General features: G+C 65.2%; 18 protein-coding genes and 1 pseudogene. 7 read left to right on the top strand and 12 right to left on the bottom strand.

Going from position 1 to position 16,370, the window contains the following annotated elements; genetic code table 11:
- The 3 genes from ACI6PP_RS17160 to ACI6PP_RS17170 form a co-directional block, all read left to right on the top strand.
- A partial coding sequence (locus ACI6PP_RS17160) for a hypothetical protein (protein ID WP_421112836.1) occupies positions 1–456 on the top strand: 456 nt, incomplete at its 5' end.
- Positions 457–486: 30 nt separating this feature from the next.
- Positions 487–618, top strand: a complete 132-nt coding sequence (locus tag ACI6PP_RS17165) for a hypothetical protein (protein WP_421112837.1) — start codon at positions 487–489, stop codon at positions 616–618.
- A gap of 36 nt (positions 619–654) precedes the next feature.
- The gene (locus ACI6PP_RS17170; RefSeq protein ID WP_421112838.1) at positions 655–1,374 is read left to right on the top strand and encodes a GAF domain-containing protein; all 720 of its coding nucleotides are present in this window, start codon (positions 655–657) and stop codon (positions 1,372–1,374) included.
- Between the two features lie 595 nt (positions 1,375–1,969).
- On the opposite strand, the gene ACI6PP_RS17175 is transcribed toward ACI6PP_RS17170, so the two are convergent.
- Positions 1,970–2,446 (bottom strand): hypothetical protein, encoded by a 477-nt coding sequence (locus ACI6PP_RS17175; RefSeq protein ID WP_421112839.1) that lies wholly within the window; start codon positions 2,444–2,446, stop codon positions 1,970–1,972.
- A gap of 408 nt (positions 2,447–2,854) precedes the next feature.
- Here ACI6PP_RS17175 and ACI6PP_RS17180 point away from each other — a divergent pair, with 408 nt between their 5' ends.
- On the top strand, positions 2,855–3,133 hold the full coding sequence (locus ACI6PP_RS17180; RefSeq protein ID WP_421112840.1) for a hypothetical protein: 279 nt from the start codon (positions 2,855–2,857) through the stop codon (positions 3,131–3,133).
- A gap of 195 nt (positions 3,134–3,328) precedes the next feature.
- Here ACI6PP_RS17180 and ACI6PP_RS17185 read toward each other — a convergent pair whose 3' ends face one another.
- From ACI6PP_RS17185 to ACI6PP_RS17215, 7 genes are all read right to left on the bottom strand, one after another.
- Complete coding sequence (locus tag ACI6PP_RS17185) at positions 3,329–3,736, bottom strand: hypothetical protein (protein WP_421112841.1); 408 nt, start codon at positions 3,734–3,736, stop codon at positions 3,329–3,331.
- A gap of 244 nt (positions 3,737–3,980) precedes the next feature.
- Entirely contained in the window at positions 3,981–5,024 is a 1,044-nt protein-coding gene (locus ACI6PP_RS17190) for a hypothetical protein (RefSeq protein ID WP_421112842.1), read from the bottom strand.
- A 1,138-nt stretch (positions 5,025–6,162) separates the two neighbouring features.
- Positions 6,163–7,068 carry an endonuclease/exonuclease/phosphatase family protein gene (locus ACI6PP_RS17195; protein ID WP_421112843.1) on the bottom strand — a complete coding sequence of 302 codons (906 nt, stop codon included), beginning with the start codon at positions 7,066–7,068 and terminating at the stop codon, positions 6,163–6,165.
- Between the two features lie 229 nt (positions 7,069–7,297).
- A complete protein-coding gene (locus ACI6PP_RS17200) occupies positions 7,298–7,519 on the bottom strand; it encodes a hypothetical protein (RefSeq protein ID WP_421112844.1) in 222 nt (73 codons plus the stop codon).
- A complete protein-coding gene (locus ACI6PP_RS17205) occupies positions 7,516–7,650 on the bottom strand; it encodes a hypothetical protein (RefSeq protein WP_421112845.1) in 135 nt (44 codons plus the stop codon). Before ACI6PP_RS17205 ends, ACI6PP_RS17200 begins: the two co-directional genes overlap by 4 nt.
- A gap of 314 nt (positions 7,651–7,964) precedes the next feature.
- Positions 7,965–8,687: a hypothetical protein gene (locus ACI6PP_RS17210; RefSeq protein WP_421112846.1), complete on the bottom strand. Its 723-nt coding sequence runs from the start codon at positions 8,685–8,687 to the stop codon at positions 7,965–7,967.
- Between the two features lie 222 nt (positions 8,688–8,909).
- Positions 8,910–9,833 (bottom strand): HNH endonuclease, encoded by a 924-nt coding sequence (locus tag ACI6PP_RS17215; RefSeq protein WP_421112847.1) that lies wholly within the window; start codon positions 9,831–9,833, stop codon positions 8,910–8,912.
- Positions 9,834–10,178: 345 nt separating this feature from the next.
- Here ACI6PP_RS17215 and ACI6PP_RS17220 point away from each other — a divergent pair, with 345 nt between their 5' ends.
- Complete coding sequence (locus ACI6PP_RS17220) at positions 10,179–11,069, top strand: endonuclease/exonuclease/phosphatase family protein (protein ID WP_421112848.1); 891 nt, start codon at positions 10,179–10,181, stop codon at positions 11,067–11,069.
- A 416-nt stretch (positions 11,070–11,485) separates the two neighbouring features.
- Here the strand turns inward: ACI6PP_RS17220 and ACI6PP_RS17225 are convergent, their stop codons facing one another.
- On the bottom strand, positions 11,486–12,388 hold the full coding sequence (locus ACI6PP_RS17225; RefSeq protein WP_421112849.1) for a tyrosine-type recombinase/integrase: 903 nt from the start codon (positions 12,386–12,388) through the stop codon (positions 11,486–11,488).
- A gap of 116 nt (positions 12,389–12,504) precedes the next feature.
- On the opposite strand from ACI6PP_RS17225, the gene ACI6PP_RS17230 reads away from it, so the two are divergent.
- On the top strand, positions 12,505–12,747 hold the full coding sequence (locus ACI6PP_RS17230; protein WP_421112850.1) for a DUF6411 family protein: 243 nt from the start codon (positions 12,505–12,507) through the stop codon (positions 12,745–12,747).
- Positions 12,748–12,817: 70 nt separating this feature from the next.
- On the opposite strand, the gene ACI6PP_RS17235 is transcribed toward ACI6PP_RS17230, so the two are convergent.
- Complete coding sequence (locus ACI6PP_RS17235; protein WP_421112851.1) at positions 12,818–13,117, bottom strand: hypothetical protein; 300 nt, start codon at positions 13,115–13,117, stop codon at positions 12,818–12,820.
- Between the two features lie 416 nt (positions 13,118–13,533).
- The gene (locus ACI6PP_RS17240) at positions 13,534–14,136 is read right to left on the bottom strand and encodes a hypothetical protein (RefSeq protein ID WP_421112852.1); all 603 of its coding nucleotides are present in this window, start codon (positions 14,134–14,136) and stop codon (positions 13,534–13,536) included.
- A 161-nt stretch (positions 14,137–14,297) separates the two neighbouring features.
- Here ACI6PP_RS17240 and ACI6PP_RS17245 point away from each other — a divergent pair.
- Positions 14,298–15,606 (top strand): annotated as a pseudogene (locus ACI6PP_RS17245) (IS30 family transposase).
- Positions 15,607–15,666: 60 nt separating this feature from the next.
- Here ACI6PP_RS17245 and ACI6PP_RS17250 read toward each other — a convergent pair.
- Positions 15,667–16,326 carry a biliverdin-producing heme oxygenase gene (locus ACI6PP_RS17250; protein WP_421112853.1) on the bottom strand — a complete coding sequence of 220 codons (660 nt, stop codon included), beginning with the start codon at positions 16,324–16,326 and terminating at the stop codon, positions 15,667–15,669.
- Positions 16,327–16,370: the final 44 nt, after the last annotated feature.

Raw genomic sequence — 16,370 nt, forward strand, 5'->3', positions numbered from 1 at the left:
GCCGCCGTCGCCGAGCTCGAGCTGGCCTCGACGACGATCAGCATGATGACCGATCTGGGCCCCACGGTGGTCGCCCGCAGCACCAGCGACCTGGGCCTGGCGCTGGCCGACCTCGAGGTCGCCTGCGGGGAGGGCCCCTCGTTCGACGCGTTCCACCACCACCGACCCGTGCTGGCCAGTGATCTGACGTCCGAGGAACGCCGGCACTGGACCGAGTTCGCCGCCGGCGCGGTGCGACTGGGCTGCGCGGCGATGTGGACCTTTCCCCTGGGCGTCGGCGCGGCCCGTCTTGGTGTCCTGCTGATGTCGTTGGCGACCGTGCAGGCGATGACACCGGACCGCACCCGTGCCGCGCTGATGTTCGCCGAGGTGGCCACCGAGATCGTCCTCGACGTCGAGGGCGGCCGAGCCGACGTCACCCGCGACGCTGCCATCGGCCGCGTCGTCGACCTATGAGCCGAGGTCTACCAGGCCCAGGGCATGGTCATGGTCGACCTCGACACCACCGCGACCGACGCGCTGGTGCGCATGCGCGCCCATGCCTTCATACGCGACCTCGACCTCGCCACCTTGGCCAGGAGCATCACCGACGGCACGGTGCGCCTTGCCTCCTTCTGAACCCACCGGCTCCCACCACGGCGCCAGGAGAATCCCGTGATCGACACCACCGAGCTGGGCAGGATCTTCGTTCAGGCCGCCGACACCCTGGTCAAGGACTTCGACGTCGTGGAGTTCCTCCACGCGGTGACCGAGACCGCCGCCCGCGTCAGCGGCGCCGCCGCCGGCATCATGCTGGCCGACCACCGTGGCCAGCTGCAGTACGTCGCGTCGTCCAACCACGACGGACACGCGCTGGAGATCCTCCAGCTCAGCCTCGACCAAGGACCATGCTTCGACGCCTACGCCTCCAAGGCACTGGTCATCAACACCGATCTGACCGCATCCCGGTCCGAGTGGCCGTGGTTCGCCGAACGGGCCGCCGACGGCGGCTACAAGTCCGTCCACGCGTTCCCCCTGAGGTTGCGCGACGACGCGGTCGGCGCCATGGGGCTCTTCAGCGGATCGGCGTCGGCGTTCACGTCCGACGAGGCCGCCACTGTCCAGGCACTCGCCGACGTTGCCACCATCAGCATCCTCCAGGACCGAGCACTCGCCCGGGCCGAAGCCCTCACCGAACAGCTTCAAGGCGCCCTGAACAGCCGCATCATCATCGAGCAGGCCAAAGGCGCAGTCGCCATGATCGCCGGCGTCACCGTCGAGAAAGCTTTCATCATGATGCGCACCCGAGCACGAGGACGCGGGCAGAAGCTGACCGACATCGCCCAAGCCGCCGTCGACGACCCCCGAGGCACAGCCGGGTGGTGGCGCCAGTGATCTACCAGCGATAGCGGGCACCGAAGCTTCTCCCCGGCACGTAGCGTGACCGTGAGGGGAACCCCGACCGGGGCCACTCCCCTGCTGGTCGGGGACGGCGGCCGACGTCTCGCAGGGGGTCGACTAGCGGCGACACTGAGGGACGCAACCGTCGCTCAGTACGCTTCTGGTGACGAGTGACTACGACCCTCTCGAGCCAACCGTGTGGGGCCGCTGGATGGCCGACCATCGAGCCACTATCCGTGCCTTGGTGGCGGTCTTTCTCGCCGCGACCGTGGGCGCGACAATCTTCGCCTTGGTGAACGGCTCCTGGACGAGTGCTCTGGTGCCATTAGTAGCCGCGGTCGGCGGCCTCGGGTGGGGATACAACCTCGCCGTTCACAACCCGAGGATGGTTGATCGGTACGACCAACGATCCGACAGAGCCTAGCGAAACGCGAACTTCTACTTGAGCCTCGCGACGGTCCGTCCCGGACTAGATCCTCCGCGGAACGACAAATGCTTCTCGAGGGACCCGAACACGGCCGCGGGTATCAGTGACGGATAGCTGAGACACGAACGTCTCGGGACCCCCGCGCGACGAAAAGCGTCGCACTCACTGAGTCCCTGCGCCCCTGCCTTCGAGTTCACTGGTAGGAATTGCCCGCACGGGCACACCGCGTCGAGCTGCCACCGCTGCGGCGATGTTGCGTGCTCGGGCGTCCTCCTGCGGCCCATGGCTGTAGTACTCGACGACAATGCCATCGAGGTTCTGTTCGAAGTCGAACCCAACGACGTTGATGCGAGCGCGTGCCATTCGGTTGATGGTGTTGACGCCGGCTCCGAACATGTCACGGCAAAGGTGCTTGCCGTCGGCAAGGCCCACCCGCTCGGCCAACCCCCGCTCGCTCAGGAATACGCGTAGAGAGGGCGGCACATCCCCTCTCCACCCGACAACAACCTGGCCACCATCCCTGGGGTCCACCATTCCGCAGTACTGGTTGACGAACGAGTCGTGCTCCAGCGCAGCCAGCAGCTCGGAGATCACCGGGTCGTGATCGCCTGCACCATCAGTTCCGTCATCACTTGCCATGTCCCCACGATCCACCACCGCTGCAGCCTGCGTCCCCCGATTTGCGGTCAGGCCTACGCTTCGACGACGTCAGCGAACTAGCAGCCCGAAGGCTGCCGCCGTCTCGACTGGCGGGGAACCCCAGGCGAACCACGACAAGGAGTGGAAACCCGCATCGAACGAATGAACCTGTAAGCCGCGAGGTCTGCACTGACTTAGTACGACGGCAATGGCCGATCATCAATGTCTAACGGCGCCACTCCCCCGCTAGACGCTCACAGACGCCGGCGTCCCGTAGGGGATCGTCACGCGGAGCGTGACCATAGCGGGATCCTCATCTGGGTTGATCTATCGGTGGCTGGAGCAGTAAGACGTCGTACTCGGAGAAGTGCATTGACCCGGTACCCACCTGCGGTCAGGGTGTCGAGAATGGCCGACAATCTCGGGCAGTGCGACGACGGCTATGAGTCCGCCGAAGCCGCCTACCTCGACGCAATACGCGGAAATGGCTCGCGTGAAGATCTCACTGCGCTCGCGCAGGCGGTCGCCCGCCGCGCTGATGCTTGGAACACCCAGGCTCACCGCGAGTTCTTCGCCACGGGCGAGCCTGCTGACCTCGATGCCCTCACCGAACGGACTGAGGTGCTCGCCGAGTTGTGGTCCGACATAGCAAGCGCCCACGAAGCTGCGACGGGCCGAGGGACCTGACCATCGAGTATCAAATCGCGCCACCGCTGCCGAGCGCGTCGCACCGGTGACCATGCCGCGGGGAGGGAGCCGCTCGCGCTCGCCCGCCGAGGGATCGCCACGCGGAACAGCTGAGCAGCCTTCTAAGCGGTGGACGGAGTTACCTCTCCTGGCGGAGACGAGGCCGCGTCTCCCCGCAAAGCAGCTGGCAGCCAATCAGGCGGGGCGAGCCGCATCTGCAGTTTTGAAGCCACTGTTCAACCAGTAGAGGATCCACCCGCTCAGAACCACCCCCGCCGCGGTCGAAGCAGCAAGGACTCCCCCTCCAGCAATGAGCGACACCGCGACGGAACAGCCGTACGCCGTCGCGAGCGCGGACAACACACGGGCAACGACTGCTGCCCCGCTGACAGTCCCAGCGCCGTGGTCGCGGGCAGCCGCCGCTGCAAGCGCCGCCACCGCCAGGATGCCCGCCGCCAGGCCCAGCAAGTCCCCGGGCGCGGTATAGAACAGCAGGGCACAGAGCGACAGAGCGATCGCTCCAACGACCGCCAACAGCACCGCGCCCAGGCGCGCCTGCAACGTTCGCTCATTACCCCGTCGGGTGGTGCCACTGATGGTCATGCAGCCATTGTGCTGAAGGCAGACACCCAGGGCAGGCAAATCCGCACGCCTTGGGAAACCGACTCCCCGCGCACCGAAGGGCCAGACCGGCGGCAGTTCGAGGTCACATGACGAGCCCCTCGGCGGGCCGCCGCGCCTGACCGTTCCAACTCCAGTCCATCTAGGGAACTCTCCGCCACTACTCACCACCGACGCACTGTCTTCGACCCGCACAGGATCGCCAACCGGGCGTTCGGGGCTGACGCTAGTCGGCGAGCATGCATTCCTCTGTGTAGAACTCTGGGTCAGCTCGCCTAATGCCGAGCGCGGCGCAGTACTGGTTCAGCAGGTCGAGGTCGAATCGGTCGGTGATCTTGCGGGCCGTGTACCTGGATGTGTCTTCGAACGGCTGCGGCTCCCCGCCGAGATCCCAGTCCCACCGGCTCTGATAGCTCGCCTGGATGGTCCGGTAACGCTCACCAAACTCCCCCGGAAAGTGAAGCCAGAACGCACGAGAGCCGTAATTGATGATGCGGCGGTCCCTCACGATGTGAGGCGTGAAGTGAGTCTTCAGTGACAGGGCATTGGCTCGGCGGCCCACCACATCGGTGTTGTAAACGTCGGCGCCGGCGCTGAAGAGCGCTGTCCACGGCCCCGTGGTGCCCACTAGCAAAGTGCGTGACCGCGGCGGGTTGACTGCCGGGTCGAGGCGCTGCAGCGCCTGCGGAAGCGGTGCCCGAAACCGCTCCGTCGCCTTGCCAAGACCATGGAGCCAGTCGGTCATCTCAGCGGCGGCCGTTCCAAAAGGTAAGCGGACGAACCAGATGGGTTCGGTCATCGGGAGTAGTCGACCGCCAAAGAGCTGAGCGTCGGCAGGAGCGGCTTCGGTGCTGTCGTCGTGCCCGAGGAGCTCGAACAGAGTGTCGCGCTTTTCCCCGTCGGGGAGGGCGTTGGCGATGGCCGTGAGAGGGGACTTCCAACCTTGGGGCATCCCCACCCAAGAGAGCACCCCCACGGCGTCGTCGAAGACGTCCGCGTCCGAACCGCCCGTGAGCTGCGCCTCGATCCAAGGCAACGAGGCTTTGCCATGAGCAATCATTCCCCAGCACGCTTGGGTCCGAACACCAAAATCTTGAACACTAAGAGCCCAGTCATGCTGCGCGATGTAAAAGCTCAGCGGCTCATCGAAGTCGGACAGCTCAACTGGAACATTCTTGGATCCGAGTGCGACGTCCTGGGGCAGCCGCAACACGTCACCTGTGTCGGACTGGGCGCCGGCCCCATCAACAGGATCGCCGGGGGTCGTCATGCGTCGCGCTCAGATTCAGACGCAGCCCCCTGACAAGAGCCCGACACGGTCTCTTCCTCTGTCCACGTCCCCCGGTAGCGCTCAACCTCCCCGCTCAAGTAGTTACTACCGAGTGCCCGCGCTGGGTCCTGCAGTTCATCCGGCCTCAGACAGTCCACACAGATCCCCGTTCGTTCAAATCCGCCAAGCGCTGGCCGTACGGCTTACAGCTCGACGGGATGACCAGTGCCTATCGAACCAGATGTGCTCGGGCCATGAGACCGGTTCAGGCGCCGCACCGGCACCAGAGTCGGGGTCAATCGGCCGAGTAGCACTGGACCGAGCAATCAACTCGGCCAAGCTGATAACCGTTGTCCCAGCCGAGGCCTCACGCGGAGCGTGCCCTCAGCGGGAACCTCAGACGGAGCGTCTCCATAGCGGGAACCTCGATTGGCGCAGTTCCCTTGCCGGACGCCGAATCAAGGTGTTCGACCCGTGGGCAATCCCCTGGCCGTGCACACGAGGCGGGCGCCCTCGAAACTGTCGTCGGCTAGGTCTGAGCCACCAACTCCGGCCCACCGCCGACCTCGCTCGAGCCGCTCACAGGCCAGACGTCCAGACGGTATCGGTCAGTCTCGGGTTCGTCATCCCAACGACTGCCGATCTCGCGAGCCACGCTGACCCCCCGGGCTGAACACCTCACACCGTGCAGGCCAGCGAACGGGATCGCGAACTCAACAAGATGATCGAACGAGCTGAGACCAAATCGTCCGTCGGGGAAGAGCAACGAGACCCGCGCGTCCACCTCCCATTGCAACGAGCTCGACGGCTCGCGGTCGATGTAGTGCACCTCGAAGGGGATTAGACCCGATCCTGACGCCGTGAAGACGAACGCGGACGACTCGTGCGCCCAACCCAACAACCCGCTCTGTGTGTTCGCGATTGCGACCCCGATGTCCGCCACTGGGCCGTGCCACACACCTCGACGAAGCTGTAGTCCACATAAATGTTCCCGTCGAATACCTTCACGCTGCCCCCGTAGGTCTCCCCTACATTGTGCTCGACCATCACGAAACCCGCGGCGATCTGTGCCCGATGATCTCAAGCGACGCATCATCCCAACGGCACTCGACGCAGGCCCCGTCCGTAGCGGGAACGACTATCGGGGTAGCCGGATGGTGGCGAGGACGGGGTTGTGGTCGGACGCAAAGGTGCCGACGTAGCGGCCCTTCGTTACGTTGACTAGCTGGTGCCATCGGTGCACTGCCGTTCCGCGCGGCACCCAGATCTGGTCGATCCGCCGGCCCGATTTCGCGACGTCGCGACGCAGCCCGTTGTAAGTGTTGATGCGGTGATTCAAACGCTTTTTCGCGACCGTGACCGAGTCCACGAGGCCACGGTGACGAAGCTCGCGCGTGACCAATGGCGGATCTACCGCACGGAAGGTGTTAAAGTCACCCAGGTAAATGGCGGGGAGTCTTTGAGTCACCTCATCACGCTTGGCGGAGTCGTCGTCGAGGAGCTTCAAGTTTCGGAGTCGATGTTCCTCACCTGTGCGATCTCGGCTCGCGTTCGCGAGGTGGACCCCCACCAATCGGAAACGGCGGCCTGACTTGCGGTCGGTCATTACCGCATCACGGACCGACGCCGAGTACGCCGGACCTCGACCTGACATGTCGACGCTGAGTCGGTTCGGGTTGTACAAGATGTGGGGACCGCTGACCTCCGGATGGCGGACACCGTCCGATCGTCCGTGCGGGACCACCCGATACCCGGCTTTTGCGGCGAGCCAGCCGGCGGGGAACTTGGAAGGCGTGAGCACTGGCGTCCCGTTGCGAATGCGGTAGTTCGACGCGTTGGCTTCCTGCAGCACGACCACGTCGGCTTTCGTGCGTCGCAGCAGATCCAGAACCGTCTTGCGCCGCGGCTTCCACGACCGGCGGCCCCCTGCGGTCTTGGCCTTCTCCACGTTGAACGTCGCGACGGTCAAGGACTGAGGCGCCGTTGCGGCCGTTGTTCTCAAGCCAACCGACGCATCCGCGTAGGCCGGGATCAGCGGAAGCACCAGTCCAACCGCCAGAGCGACGACCGGCGCGACACGCCGCCAGCTCCCCAACCTGGTCCCCGAGCCCATGGCCACGATTATGAGTCCTGCCTCCCGTTCGCGCCCTCGAATGAGCAGAAGGAGCTTTTGGCATCGTCGGCGTCCATGGCCTTCACTCCGCACTCAAGCGAGTCGCGGTCCGCGCTCTCCCTATTGGCCAGTAAGAAGCGAGCGAGGAGTGTTGGGGGCGCTAGGCGAAGCCGTCCCACAAGAGCACCCATGCGGCGCCGGCGAAGAAGACGAACGCACCGAGCCACGCACCGCGCGAGTAGCTGGTGACCTTGGCGTCGCTGCGCGTTCGACCGGTGGACTTGTCGGCCCATCGAGTGATGCGCTCACGAAAGATCAAAAGCGGGATGTCTGTCACGATGGCCAGAACTGCGACTGGCAGCGCCCCGACGTTAAAGGTCACAACCGTGCCCCGTGGTCGTCATCCGACCCGTCGTTCGGAGCCTGGTTGCGGAAAGCCCGCAACGAGAACGGCACGATGAACACGGCAGCAACGCCGCAGAAGATGAAAAAGACGATCTCAGCTGTGCTCACAAATCCTCCCGGATAAGAGTTCATAGTGTCTCGTGCAGAACCTTGGCCAGCGACCGATGTGCAGGACTCAGACGACAGCGCGCGTGACCGCTGGGGAACGCCTACCGGCGCCACTCCCCCGCTAGTCGGCCACAGACGCCGGCGTCCTTTAGGGGATCGGTCTTCAAGGTCTCTACGCTTTTGAGCGATGCACTCCGGTTGTCGGTCAGAAACTGCTCGAGAGACGGACGCCTCAACTGCTCCGGTCCACAAACCCGCCACTCGATGCGGACAGATGCCCCTCGCCACGAAGTCCGCCACACCCGCGTGGTGAGCTATCGATCTGAGCGATAGACCCGACTTTCCTGTCCAGCCGTCAATGGCGCCACCACGGACAACTCGGCTTTGGTGAGGTCGAGCGGGAACCGGCGGGTCCCGTCCCGTGGACGCCGTACCTGGCGTAGGCGACCGTTCGCGCGCCGTTCCCACCGTCGACCGTTGTTGTCGCTCGCTCGGATCTCGACCGGGCGACTCTCGGTCTCGATCGGCATACCTTCGCCGTCCAACTCGACCTTGATGGGCAAGTGACGGCTGATCTCTTCGCCCGGGCGAAGGATTGGCGCTGATATCGAATCGGTCCACCGGTCACCGTCACTGGACTCGGAGTACAGCGCGACGCCGACGTCGTAGAGGGCAGCGTCGCTCGCGTTCACAACCACTACTCGCACCATTTGCACACCCCTACCGTTCTCGGGCGGATACGCGGCCACCAGTTCATCGATGAAAGACGAGGCCTTTGAACGAGCGAACAACGCCCTGGCGCCAAAGTTCTGAGCACGAGCGACTCTCTGCCGAACTCTGGTTCGTAACCCGACCTCCTCCTCGGGCAGACCTTGCAGCGCGATTACAAACTGTTCGGAGGTGTCCACCCAAGCGGACACCTGAGAGATCTGGCGTTGGGAGTCCAGACGCCTGTTTCGGACGAGTACCAGCAAGGCGACCGACGCCGCGGTGACCGCCGCAAGGTCCGATGCCGCGCCGAGAAGGTCACTGTTCATGGACCAATCCTGGCAGAGGCGGCTGGCAGTTCACGTGCGCTGGGAGGGCAAGCGCTCGCGATCACGAACCTTGGCCGGGATCGCCAGAGGCGCCCTGACGAGCTCAAGGTTTTGAGTGGCGCGTTACCCCTACCGGGAACGCCCTACGAGCAGCACTGGGCCCTTTGGGCCGCGAGGTCGACGCCGTGGCCAGAGATTATTGAGGCGGCGGTCATAGCCCAGTCATGCCCCGGCGCCGTTTGCCCGCATTGCGGACAAGACCTCGAGCGCGAGGTCTCGTGTCTGGGCTCCGCCCTTGTCGTCCACAAACGCGACTGGGAGTCCTAACCCCACCGGAAGGCGGTGACGGATAGCGATGCCGTTGAAGGACAGGAGCATCGTGCCGAGGAAGACGAACACGTAGGTCGACCCGACCACCGGAACAAACACGACCCGCGACGGTGCCGAATCCTGGCCGTCAAGGCCGGTCTGCGGTGCCAAGGGCACAAGCACAGGACAGATTTCCGCGACCGACGACTCCAGCGCGGCGATGAGCTCTACGGAGCACAGCTCGGGTGCTTGCTGTTCCCACATGACCTCGCGAAGCCCTTGGGCGAACGGGGAGTCGATTGTCCCCGGATCGATTCGCGCGAGCGCGCCGAGGGCCACCTTGGCAACCAGCCGACGACTCAGGGTCAGGTCGAACAGCAGGTTGGCCGTTACCTCTATGGGTTCGGTGGCGGCCTCAGCGCCATCCACGAGCTGATCAATTTGCTCGGAGGTCAGTCCAACCTTGGCACCCATCTGCTGCATCAGCCGCTTGCGTACCTCCTCGCGATCGCCGCGGAGCGTATACGTACGGGTCCCAGTGCCGGGGTCGTCGGCGGTCGATACCGGTTGCAGCTTGGGCCGACCAGTCCGCAGGTCCAGTTCGGCCGTCACCGACGGGTCGTCAGTCAGGTGTCCCCTCAGGAGGGTCCGGTTGAGTTGCTCGCCGGGCTTAAACAGCTTGCCTTCAATCTGGTGGCCTGAGCGGGAGTTGCACGCCGTGTGCGTTTTGATCAGTGCGCGACCGCCGAAGGCCTCGACGAAGATGTGGTCGCGGTTGACCTCGGTGCCATTAAGCCCCTGACCGCAGAACGGGCACAGGTCCTGGAGGTCACTCATGGGGGCAGTGTGACGCCGGGTGCCAAACCGTTCCGTCGGATGGACCCCGCCTGGATTAGGGGTGCGGCGGTGGGCGCTGCGCTAGCGTCGCGGCTGCCGGCAAGAGCCGCGGGCCGGGCGGAGCCGCCACGAGTGTGGGATGAGGTCGGCTCAGGCGGCCGTCACCGTCCTGATGAGGAACCGCTTGTGGCGCGGTGGGCGTGAGTCTTCTCGAACTACTAGGTTCGCCCGTCAGAATGGCTGCACGTCTCTACCGTTGGGTCCGTGCATACTCTCGGGCGATCGTGGCGGCGCAGAGCCAGTGTCATCGTGTTGGCGGTGATGCTCGGGTCAGGTGGCCTGCCCATGGTCTTCGAGATCGACGCCGCACATGCCGCGACGACGAACGTTGGGCCCGTTAAGCCGCTCACGTTCGCCACCTTCAACGTTCGCACGTCCGAGCGCGGTGGCCCCGCCTGGAAGCCCCGCCGGGCACGAGTCCTGAAGTTGATGCGCCGCACCAACGCCGACATCGTGGTCCTTCAAGAGGCCACCATGATCAGGCCCCGGGTTCGCCCTGACGGCGGCACCGCGACCCCACCGCTCGACCGGTTTCCCGCGCTGTGGCTTGCACGCAAAGCCGGGTACAAGGTGGTACCGGCCCCCCATCACCCCGGCCTGGCACCGTACTACTGGCACGACGGCGCCCAGATCCTCTACCGGCCCAGCCGGCTGTCACTGAAGGTCAACACGTGCAGCCCGTACAAGCGACCCAGCCAGAAGATCGCCGACTTTACCGACCGCGCCTCTGGCCGATCGCTGCGAGTCGTCGGCATGCACCTGTTCCACAAGCAAGGCAAGAAGTTCGAACAGATGCGCGTCCGCAGCCTGCAGCACTACGACCGCTTCGTGCGCGAGTGCATCACGCCCGTCAGAGACACGACACCGACAGTGTGGCTCGGTGACCTCAACACCACCAAGACCACCCGGGGCACCTTGGTCGGCGACGAGCTCCGCTCACGGGGGCTGCGAGACAGCGTCAAGCTGGCCAAGAACCGGTCCTACACGCAGCTCAACACCTTCCGCCCCGGACGGACGGTGAAGCGACAGGGCAAGCGCATTGACCAGATCTGGGTCCCGACAGGCACACAAGTCCACCGCTGGACCCAAATTGTCGACATCAAGAACGGGCGGTACTCCGCCGAGCCCGGCAGCGACCACAACCCCGTCGTCGCATCCATCACCCTGCCCAGATGAGCAGGTAGGTGCAGCCGGATGGGCAGATGAGCGAGCCAGGCACAGACAAGGGTTCTGGCGCCGACAGTCCACACGTCACCATCAACGGCGCAGACGACCCCACATTGCAAGCGAGCACCGCCGAGCCGGCACGCACATTGAGCACGACTGTGGTCGCGATCCGCCTGCTCGTCGTCGCGACCGTGCTGGCGGCTTTGCTGAGCCTGACGGCTGCCGCTGTGCTGATCTTCGTCTTCGCGCTGTTCACCCTCGCCCGGGAGGAGGAACTGAATCAGCAATGCGATCAGGCCGTCAACCAGCTGATTGACTGCCGCCCCCCCCCGCCGGTGTCCGGGCAGCGGCTGCCGTTCCGCAGGGGATCCTCTGGTGGTGAGCAGACGGCTGAGGCGACCAAGTCTGACCGCTCCTCCCAGCGCTCAGGTCAAGTTGTCGCCGGGCGCAATGAACGCCACCAGCGAGTGCACGGCGTGGTCATCGAGGTTCGTGCGGTTGCGGTCGTAGCGCATGGTCGTACGTGGCTCTGCGTGTCGCGCCAGATCCTGCACCTTGCGCAGTGAGGCCCCGGACTCGAGCGCGTTGGTGATGCAGCTGTGTCGGAGTACATGCGACGTCACCTTGGTCTCGATGCCAGCGCGCTTGCTCATGGTTCGGATGATGGTGTTCAGCCCAGATCGCTTCATGGCTCGGCTACCGTCGCCGACCAGCAGCAGGGGGCCCGAGGTGCGGCCGTCAGCGGCAACCTCGAGGGCGCGGACCACCGAAACAGGTAGAGGCATCCTGGCCGGCACGCCGCCCTTGCCGACGAACTCCAGCACGCGATGTCCGCGCAATGTCTTCTCGAAGTTCTGGCACTGAATCGAGCACGCCTCGCTGGCGCGCAACGCCATGCAGGCGAGCAGGAACGCGGCAGCGCAGTAGCGGCCACCCATCTCCGAGCCAACCGTCAGGAACGCACGCATCTGATCTCGATCGAGTCCGAGCGTGTCGCTCAGACCCGTGGGCACTCTTGGGCGGCGGGCGTAGACCGCAGGGTCTCGCACCACTGCCCCCTCGTAGGCGGCGAACCGGTAAAAGCCGCGAACCGGGGTGAGCGCTGTGCAGGTGCTGGACGCCAACATGTTCAGGTCGATCAGCAGGTGCTGGATGTACCGCTCGACGTCGGCACGCCTCACCTGAAGCGGGTCCAAGCCACCCACGGAGCACCAATCCAAGTAGCGACCCAGGTACAGCTCGTAAACCTCAAGGGTCCCTCGCGAGTACGGGAGCAAGTAGTCCCGCACCAGTTGGGCCAGCTCGTCGCTCAGATGCCCGGTCTTCATCAGCCCACAGAACTACGCGGTCAGCACGGACGTCTACAACAACTTGCTGTCTACGGGTGAGTCCGACAGTCTGCCCAGACGGTCCGGGATCACCCACCCGCCGTTCGGAGTGCCACATGGTCATCGGCGTCATCGTCGGCCTAGTCATCGTCCTCGCCATCTTGGGCTTTCTGCTGCCCAAGCTCTCGAAGCATCCAGAGCGAGCCACCCAAAAGACAGCCAACGCAGGCGGCAACGTCGCCGGCAAGATGCCCGGCTTCCTCGGCCGCTGGGGACGTAAGCCCTTCAGCTCCACATCGAAGTGGGCTGGCAAGGGCGCCTCTGCCGGCCGCAAGGGTCGCGGCAAGACGGGCGTCTGAACCGTCCTTCAATTGTCACTCAGAGCGTGACCATAGCGGGATCCTCACGTGGGTCATCAATGACGCACCACTAGTTCCGAGGGTCGCTCTCCTGGCCTTCTGAGTGGTCGTTGCGGTGGTCTGCATCCGCAGTTTGTTGGATGCCCGCCGTGGACCGGCGAGCGCGCAGACGGCGGACGAGGCTGCGCACCATGCCACCCGCCAGCCCAACCCCCATGGCGAGCAATAAGTCCGCCCAGTACGGCCAATCCAGCGCCTCGATCAAAGGCATGAGCACGATGATCGCCACCGACACCATTGCGCCGATGCGAAGCAGTCGACCAAGGGGGAAAGCCACGAAGTCGTCCGGTTCGCGAGTCGGGTATGGCATCAGAGGTACCTGCCAGTGACATACCACCATGTAGTCGCGATGGCGCCAGGAGCGAATGCGACAGCCCCGACAGCGGCTAGGGCCATCGACCCGCCGAGTACGCCAATCAGCGTCAGGAACAACCCTGGCAATACCACGCCCAGGTTGTACCAGCTCCAGAAAGCTCTCCGCCTGTTCGGCGGATGGTCCGGCTCTGTCATTGGTCATCCACCTCGGGCGTGCGTCGAGCGCGCTTCCCCAAGGTCCACGCGACCATGAACGCGACTGCCGCAGAGACTCCTGCGGCTGCTGGGAACGAGGCGTACCAAGGCCAACCCATGCCTTCCCCAAAGAATGGCTGTGCGAGCCAGATGGTCCCGAAGGCAGCGACGTACACCCAGAACTGGTACCAGGACCACTGACCCGGCTTGTGTTCACTAGTCACCCGAGGACGACCTTCGGCTACGTCGTGCACGAATGGCCGGCTGTATCCACGCCACCCACAGGAACCAGCTCACCCCTAGCGCCCCGATCACACTGCTCAGCAGTGACCAGATGGACACTTCGCCTAGGAGGTTGAACACTGCCCCCAGCCCGATCAGCAGTGCGTAGGCGACTGCTATGGCCAGCAGCCACCCTTTCAGAAAGCCCGGCACGCCACTGGGCTCGGTGCTGACCGTCGTCACAGGCACTGTTTCGTCAAACACCCCACCTGCCTCGCTTATGGCACCCCTGAGGGTCTGAGCGAACGTCTGCACCCGAGGCAGCAGGAAGATGCTGATGGCGCCGTCGCGGGTCTGAATGAACAGTCGTTTTCGGGGCACGGGACCGCCGCGCTTGACCGAGACATCCGTGATTTCTCGCACGGGCACCTCGACAGTCGTGTCACCTCCCAGTGACCTCTCAAATCCATGAGGGGCAAACTTCAGATTGGTGGCCGTCAGGGTCAGCTGCCCGCCTAGGGCGCGCCACCCTCGGAAATAGTTCGCTCGGACCGTCTGCGGCAGGGCCAGGTAGGGCACCTCGTCATTGGACTGCACCCCAGAAAGCCTAGGGGTGCGGTCGTTTGTCCGGGGCGAAACGGTTCGCGACACAACGCGGCAGCAGACCAGCGATCTCGCCTTACTGGTCGATATCAGGTCAACCGGTCCCAACACTCACAGCGTGACCACAGGGGAACCCCTATCGGCGCGACTCCCCCATGCTATTGCTGACAGCGGCCAGCGTCCCGCGGGAGATCGTCGAGTTCAGGCGGTCGTCGCAACACCGTGATCGTGGAGGTGTTGTGGTGGTGGTTTCGACATGGCGGCAGGCGCGGCTGGAGCAGCAGGCCCGGTTCTGGGAGCTGGTGAGGTTGGGGTCGACGTTCTCGCAGGCTTGTGATGCTGTCGGTGTGGATCGACGTCAGGGCTATCGGTGGCGGCGCGCGTCAGGTGGGCGGCTGCCGGCGGTGCCGCGTGAGGTGTCAGGCAGGTTCTTGTCGCTTCAGGAACGGCTGCTCATCGCTGACCTGCGGCTGGCCGGTGAGTCGATGCGGGCGATCGCCGGCCGACTGGGTCGGGCGCCGTCGACGATCAGTCGCGAGCTGGCTCGGAACCACCCGGAGGTGCCCGGGTCTGGGTCGGTTCGTTCGCGGCGGTCGAAGTAAGCCCCGTATGCGGCGCATAAGCGGGCCGGGTTGCGGGCCCGGCGGCCCAAGGCCTTCAAGCTCGACGACCCGCAGCTAGCGTGGGCGGTCCAGGCCAAGCTCTGCTTGAAGTGGAGACCCGAGCAGATCAGCCTGCATCTGGCCAGGGAGCATGGCGAGCAGGGATCGATGCGCGTGAGCCACGAGACGATCTATCAGTCGTTGTTCGTCCAGGGCCGCGGGCAGCTGCGAACCGAGCTGCACCGCCACCTGCGCACCGGGCGGGCTTGGCGACGCCCACGAGGGTTCACCGGTGGCGCGAACAAGTCCAAGATCCCTGGCATGGTCTCGATCAGCCAGCGACCAGCAGAAGCCGATGATCGTGCTGTTCGGTGCCACTGGGAGGGCGAGCTGATCTTGGGGTCGGACTGCCGCTCGGCGATTGGCACCCTGGTCGAGCGCCAGACCCGTTACTGCCTGCTGGTGCATCTGCCCGACGGGCACGCCGCACCCAAGGTCCGCGACGCACTGGTGGCCTTGATCGGCACGCTCGGCCCGCACCTGCGGCGTTCGTTGACCTGGGACCAGGGCACCGAGCTGACCCAACACCAGGCGATCACGTTGGCCACCGACATGGCGATCTACTTCTGCGACCCCCACTCGCCCTGGCAGCACGGCAGCAACGAGAACACCAACGGCCTGCTGCGCCACTTCTTCCCCAAACGGCACCGACCTCTCGGTGCATTCGGCAGAGCACCTCGCAGCCGTCGCCGCCGAGCTCAACGGCCTCCCCCGCAAGACCCTGGGAAACATCACCCCAGCCCAAGCAATGGAACGACTACTCTCCAACCCCAACAGACCAGTCGTTGCGACGACCGCTTGAAACCGCCATGGTCACACGGGACGAGTCATGGGGATTCGTCCCGTGGCATCGCGGGTGGGATCAGGAGAGTGCGTCGACCTCCTCGAACAGGGCCTGGTTCAGGGTGAACGCGACCTTGACCTCGTCGAGCATGGCCTCGCGGGCGCCGACGTCAAGGGCCATCGCGTCGAGGCGGGCGCGGTACCCGTCCTTGTAGACCTTCGGCTTGGGGACGGCGGGAAAGCCGTAGAACGCAAGACCTGCACCGCCCTCCAAGTCGTGGACGCGGGACAGCATGCGCCCGACGACGCGACCGCCGGAGAGGTCGCCGAGGTAGCGCGTGTAGTGGTGTGCGACGAACGCACCGCCCCACCGGAGCCCGTGACTGGTGATGCGGTCGGCGTAGGTCCGTGCCGCGGCGCTGCGCACGTCCGTCGCCCGCCACTGCGGCCCCGCCCAGTGGTCGAGGTCAGCCTCGAGGGCTGCACGACGCTCCAGGCCTGGGTCGAGGACGGCGCCGACAAGTGGGTCGGCGGCCGACGCGGCACCCACCGTCTCGAGCGCGACGTAGACGACGTGCAGGCGGCGCAGGTACGCCGTGTACGCGGCCTGTCGGACCTGCCCGGCGGCGAGCGCCGTCGCGAACGGCGAGCCCTCGGCCTCCCGGTGCTGGGCTTGTGAGCCCTCGCGGAGGAGCTGGGACAACGGGAGCGGCGTCGGCGGGGCGACGAGTGCGGTCATGGCGACACCCTGACAGATGATGTGACGTCTCGTCACGTAGTCCT

Source organism: Solicola agrisoli, from assembly GCF_049059935.1.
GTDB lineage: Bacteria > Actinomycetota > Actinomycetes > Propionibacteriales > Nocardioidaceae > JAURVT01.

Coding starts and splice junctions, on each gene's coding strand:
- ACI6PP_RS17165 (WP_421112837.1), top strand. CDS start 487: ATGGTCGACCTCGACACCACCGCGACCGACGCGCTGGTGCGCATGCGC.
- ACI6PP_RS17175 (WP_421112839.1), bottom strand. CDS start 2,446: ATGGCAAGTGATGACGGAACTGATGGTGCAGGCGATCACGACCCGGTG.
- ACI6PP_RS17180 (WP_421112840.1), top strand. CDS start 2,855: ATGGCCGACAATCTCGGGCAGTGCGACGACGGCTATGAGTCCGCCGAA.
- ACI6PP_RS17185 (WP_421112841.1), bottom strand. CDS start 3,736: ATGACCATCAGTGGCACCACCCGACGGGGTAATGAGCGAACGTTGCAG.
- ACI6PP_RS17190 (WP_421112842.1), bottom strand. CDS start 5,024: ATGACGACCCCCGGCGATCCTGTTGATGGGGCCGGCGCCCAGTCCGAC.
- ACI6PP_RS17210 (WP_421112846.1), bottom strand. CDS start 8,687: ATGAACAGTGACCTTCTCGGCGCGGCATCGGACCTTGCGGCGGTCACC.
- ACI6PP_RS17215 (WP_421112847.1), bottom strand. CDS start 9,833: ATGAGTGACCTCCAGGACCTGTGCCCGTTCTGCGGTCAGGGGCTTAAT.
- ACI6PP_RS17220 (WP_421112848.1), top strand. CDS start 10,179: ATGGTCTTCGAGATCGACGCCGCACATGCCGCGACGACGAACGTTGGG.
- ACI6PP_RS17225 (WP_421112849.1), bottom strand. CDS start 12,388: ATGAAGACCGGGCATCTGAGCGACGAGCTGGCCCAACTGGTGCGGGAC.
- ACI6PP_RS17230 (WP_421112850.1), top strand. CDS start 12,505: ATGGTCATCGGCGTCATCGTCGGCCTAGTCATCGTCCTCGCCATCTTG.
- ACI6PP_RS17235 (WP_421112851.1), bottom strand. CDS start 13,117: ATGCCATACCCGACTCGCGAACCGGACGACTTCGTGGCTTTCCCCCTT.
- ACI6PP_RS17250 (WP_421112853.1), bottom strand. CDS start 16,326: ATGACCGCACTCGTCGCCCCGCCGACGCCGCTCCCGTTGTCCCAGCTC.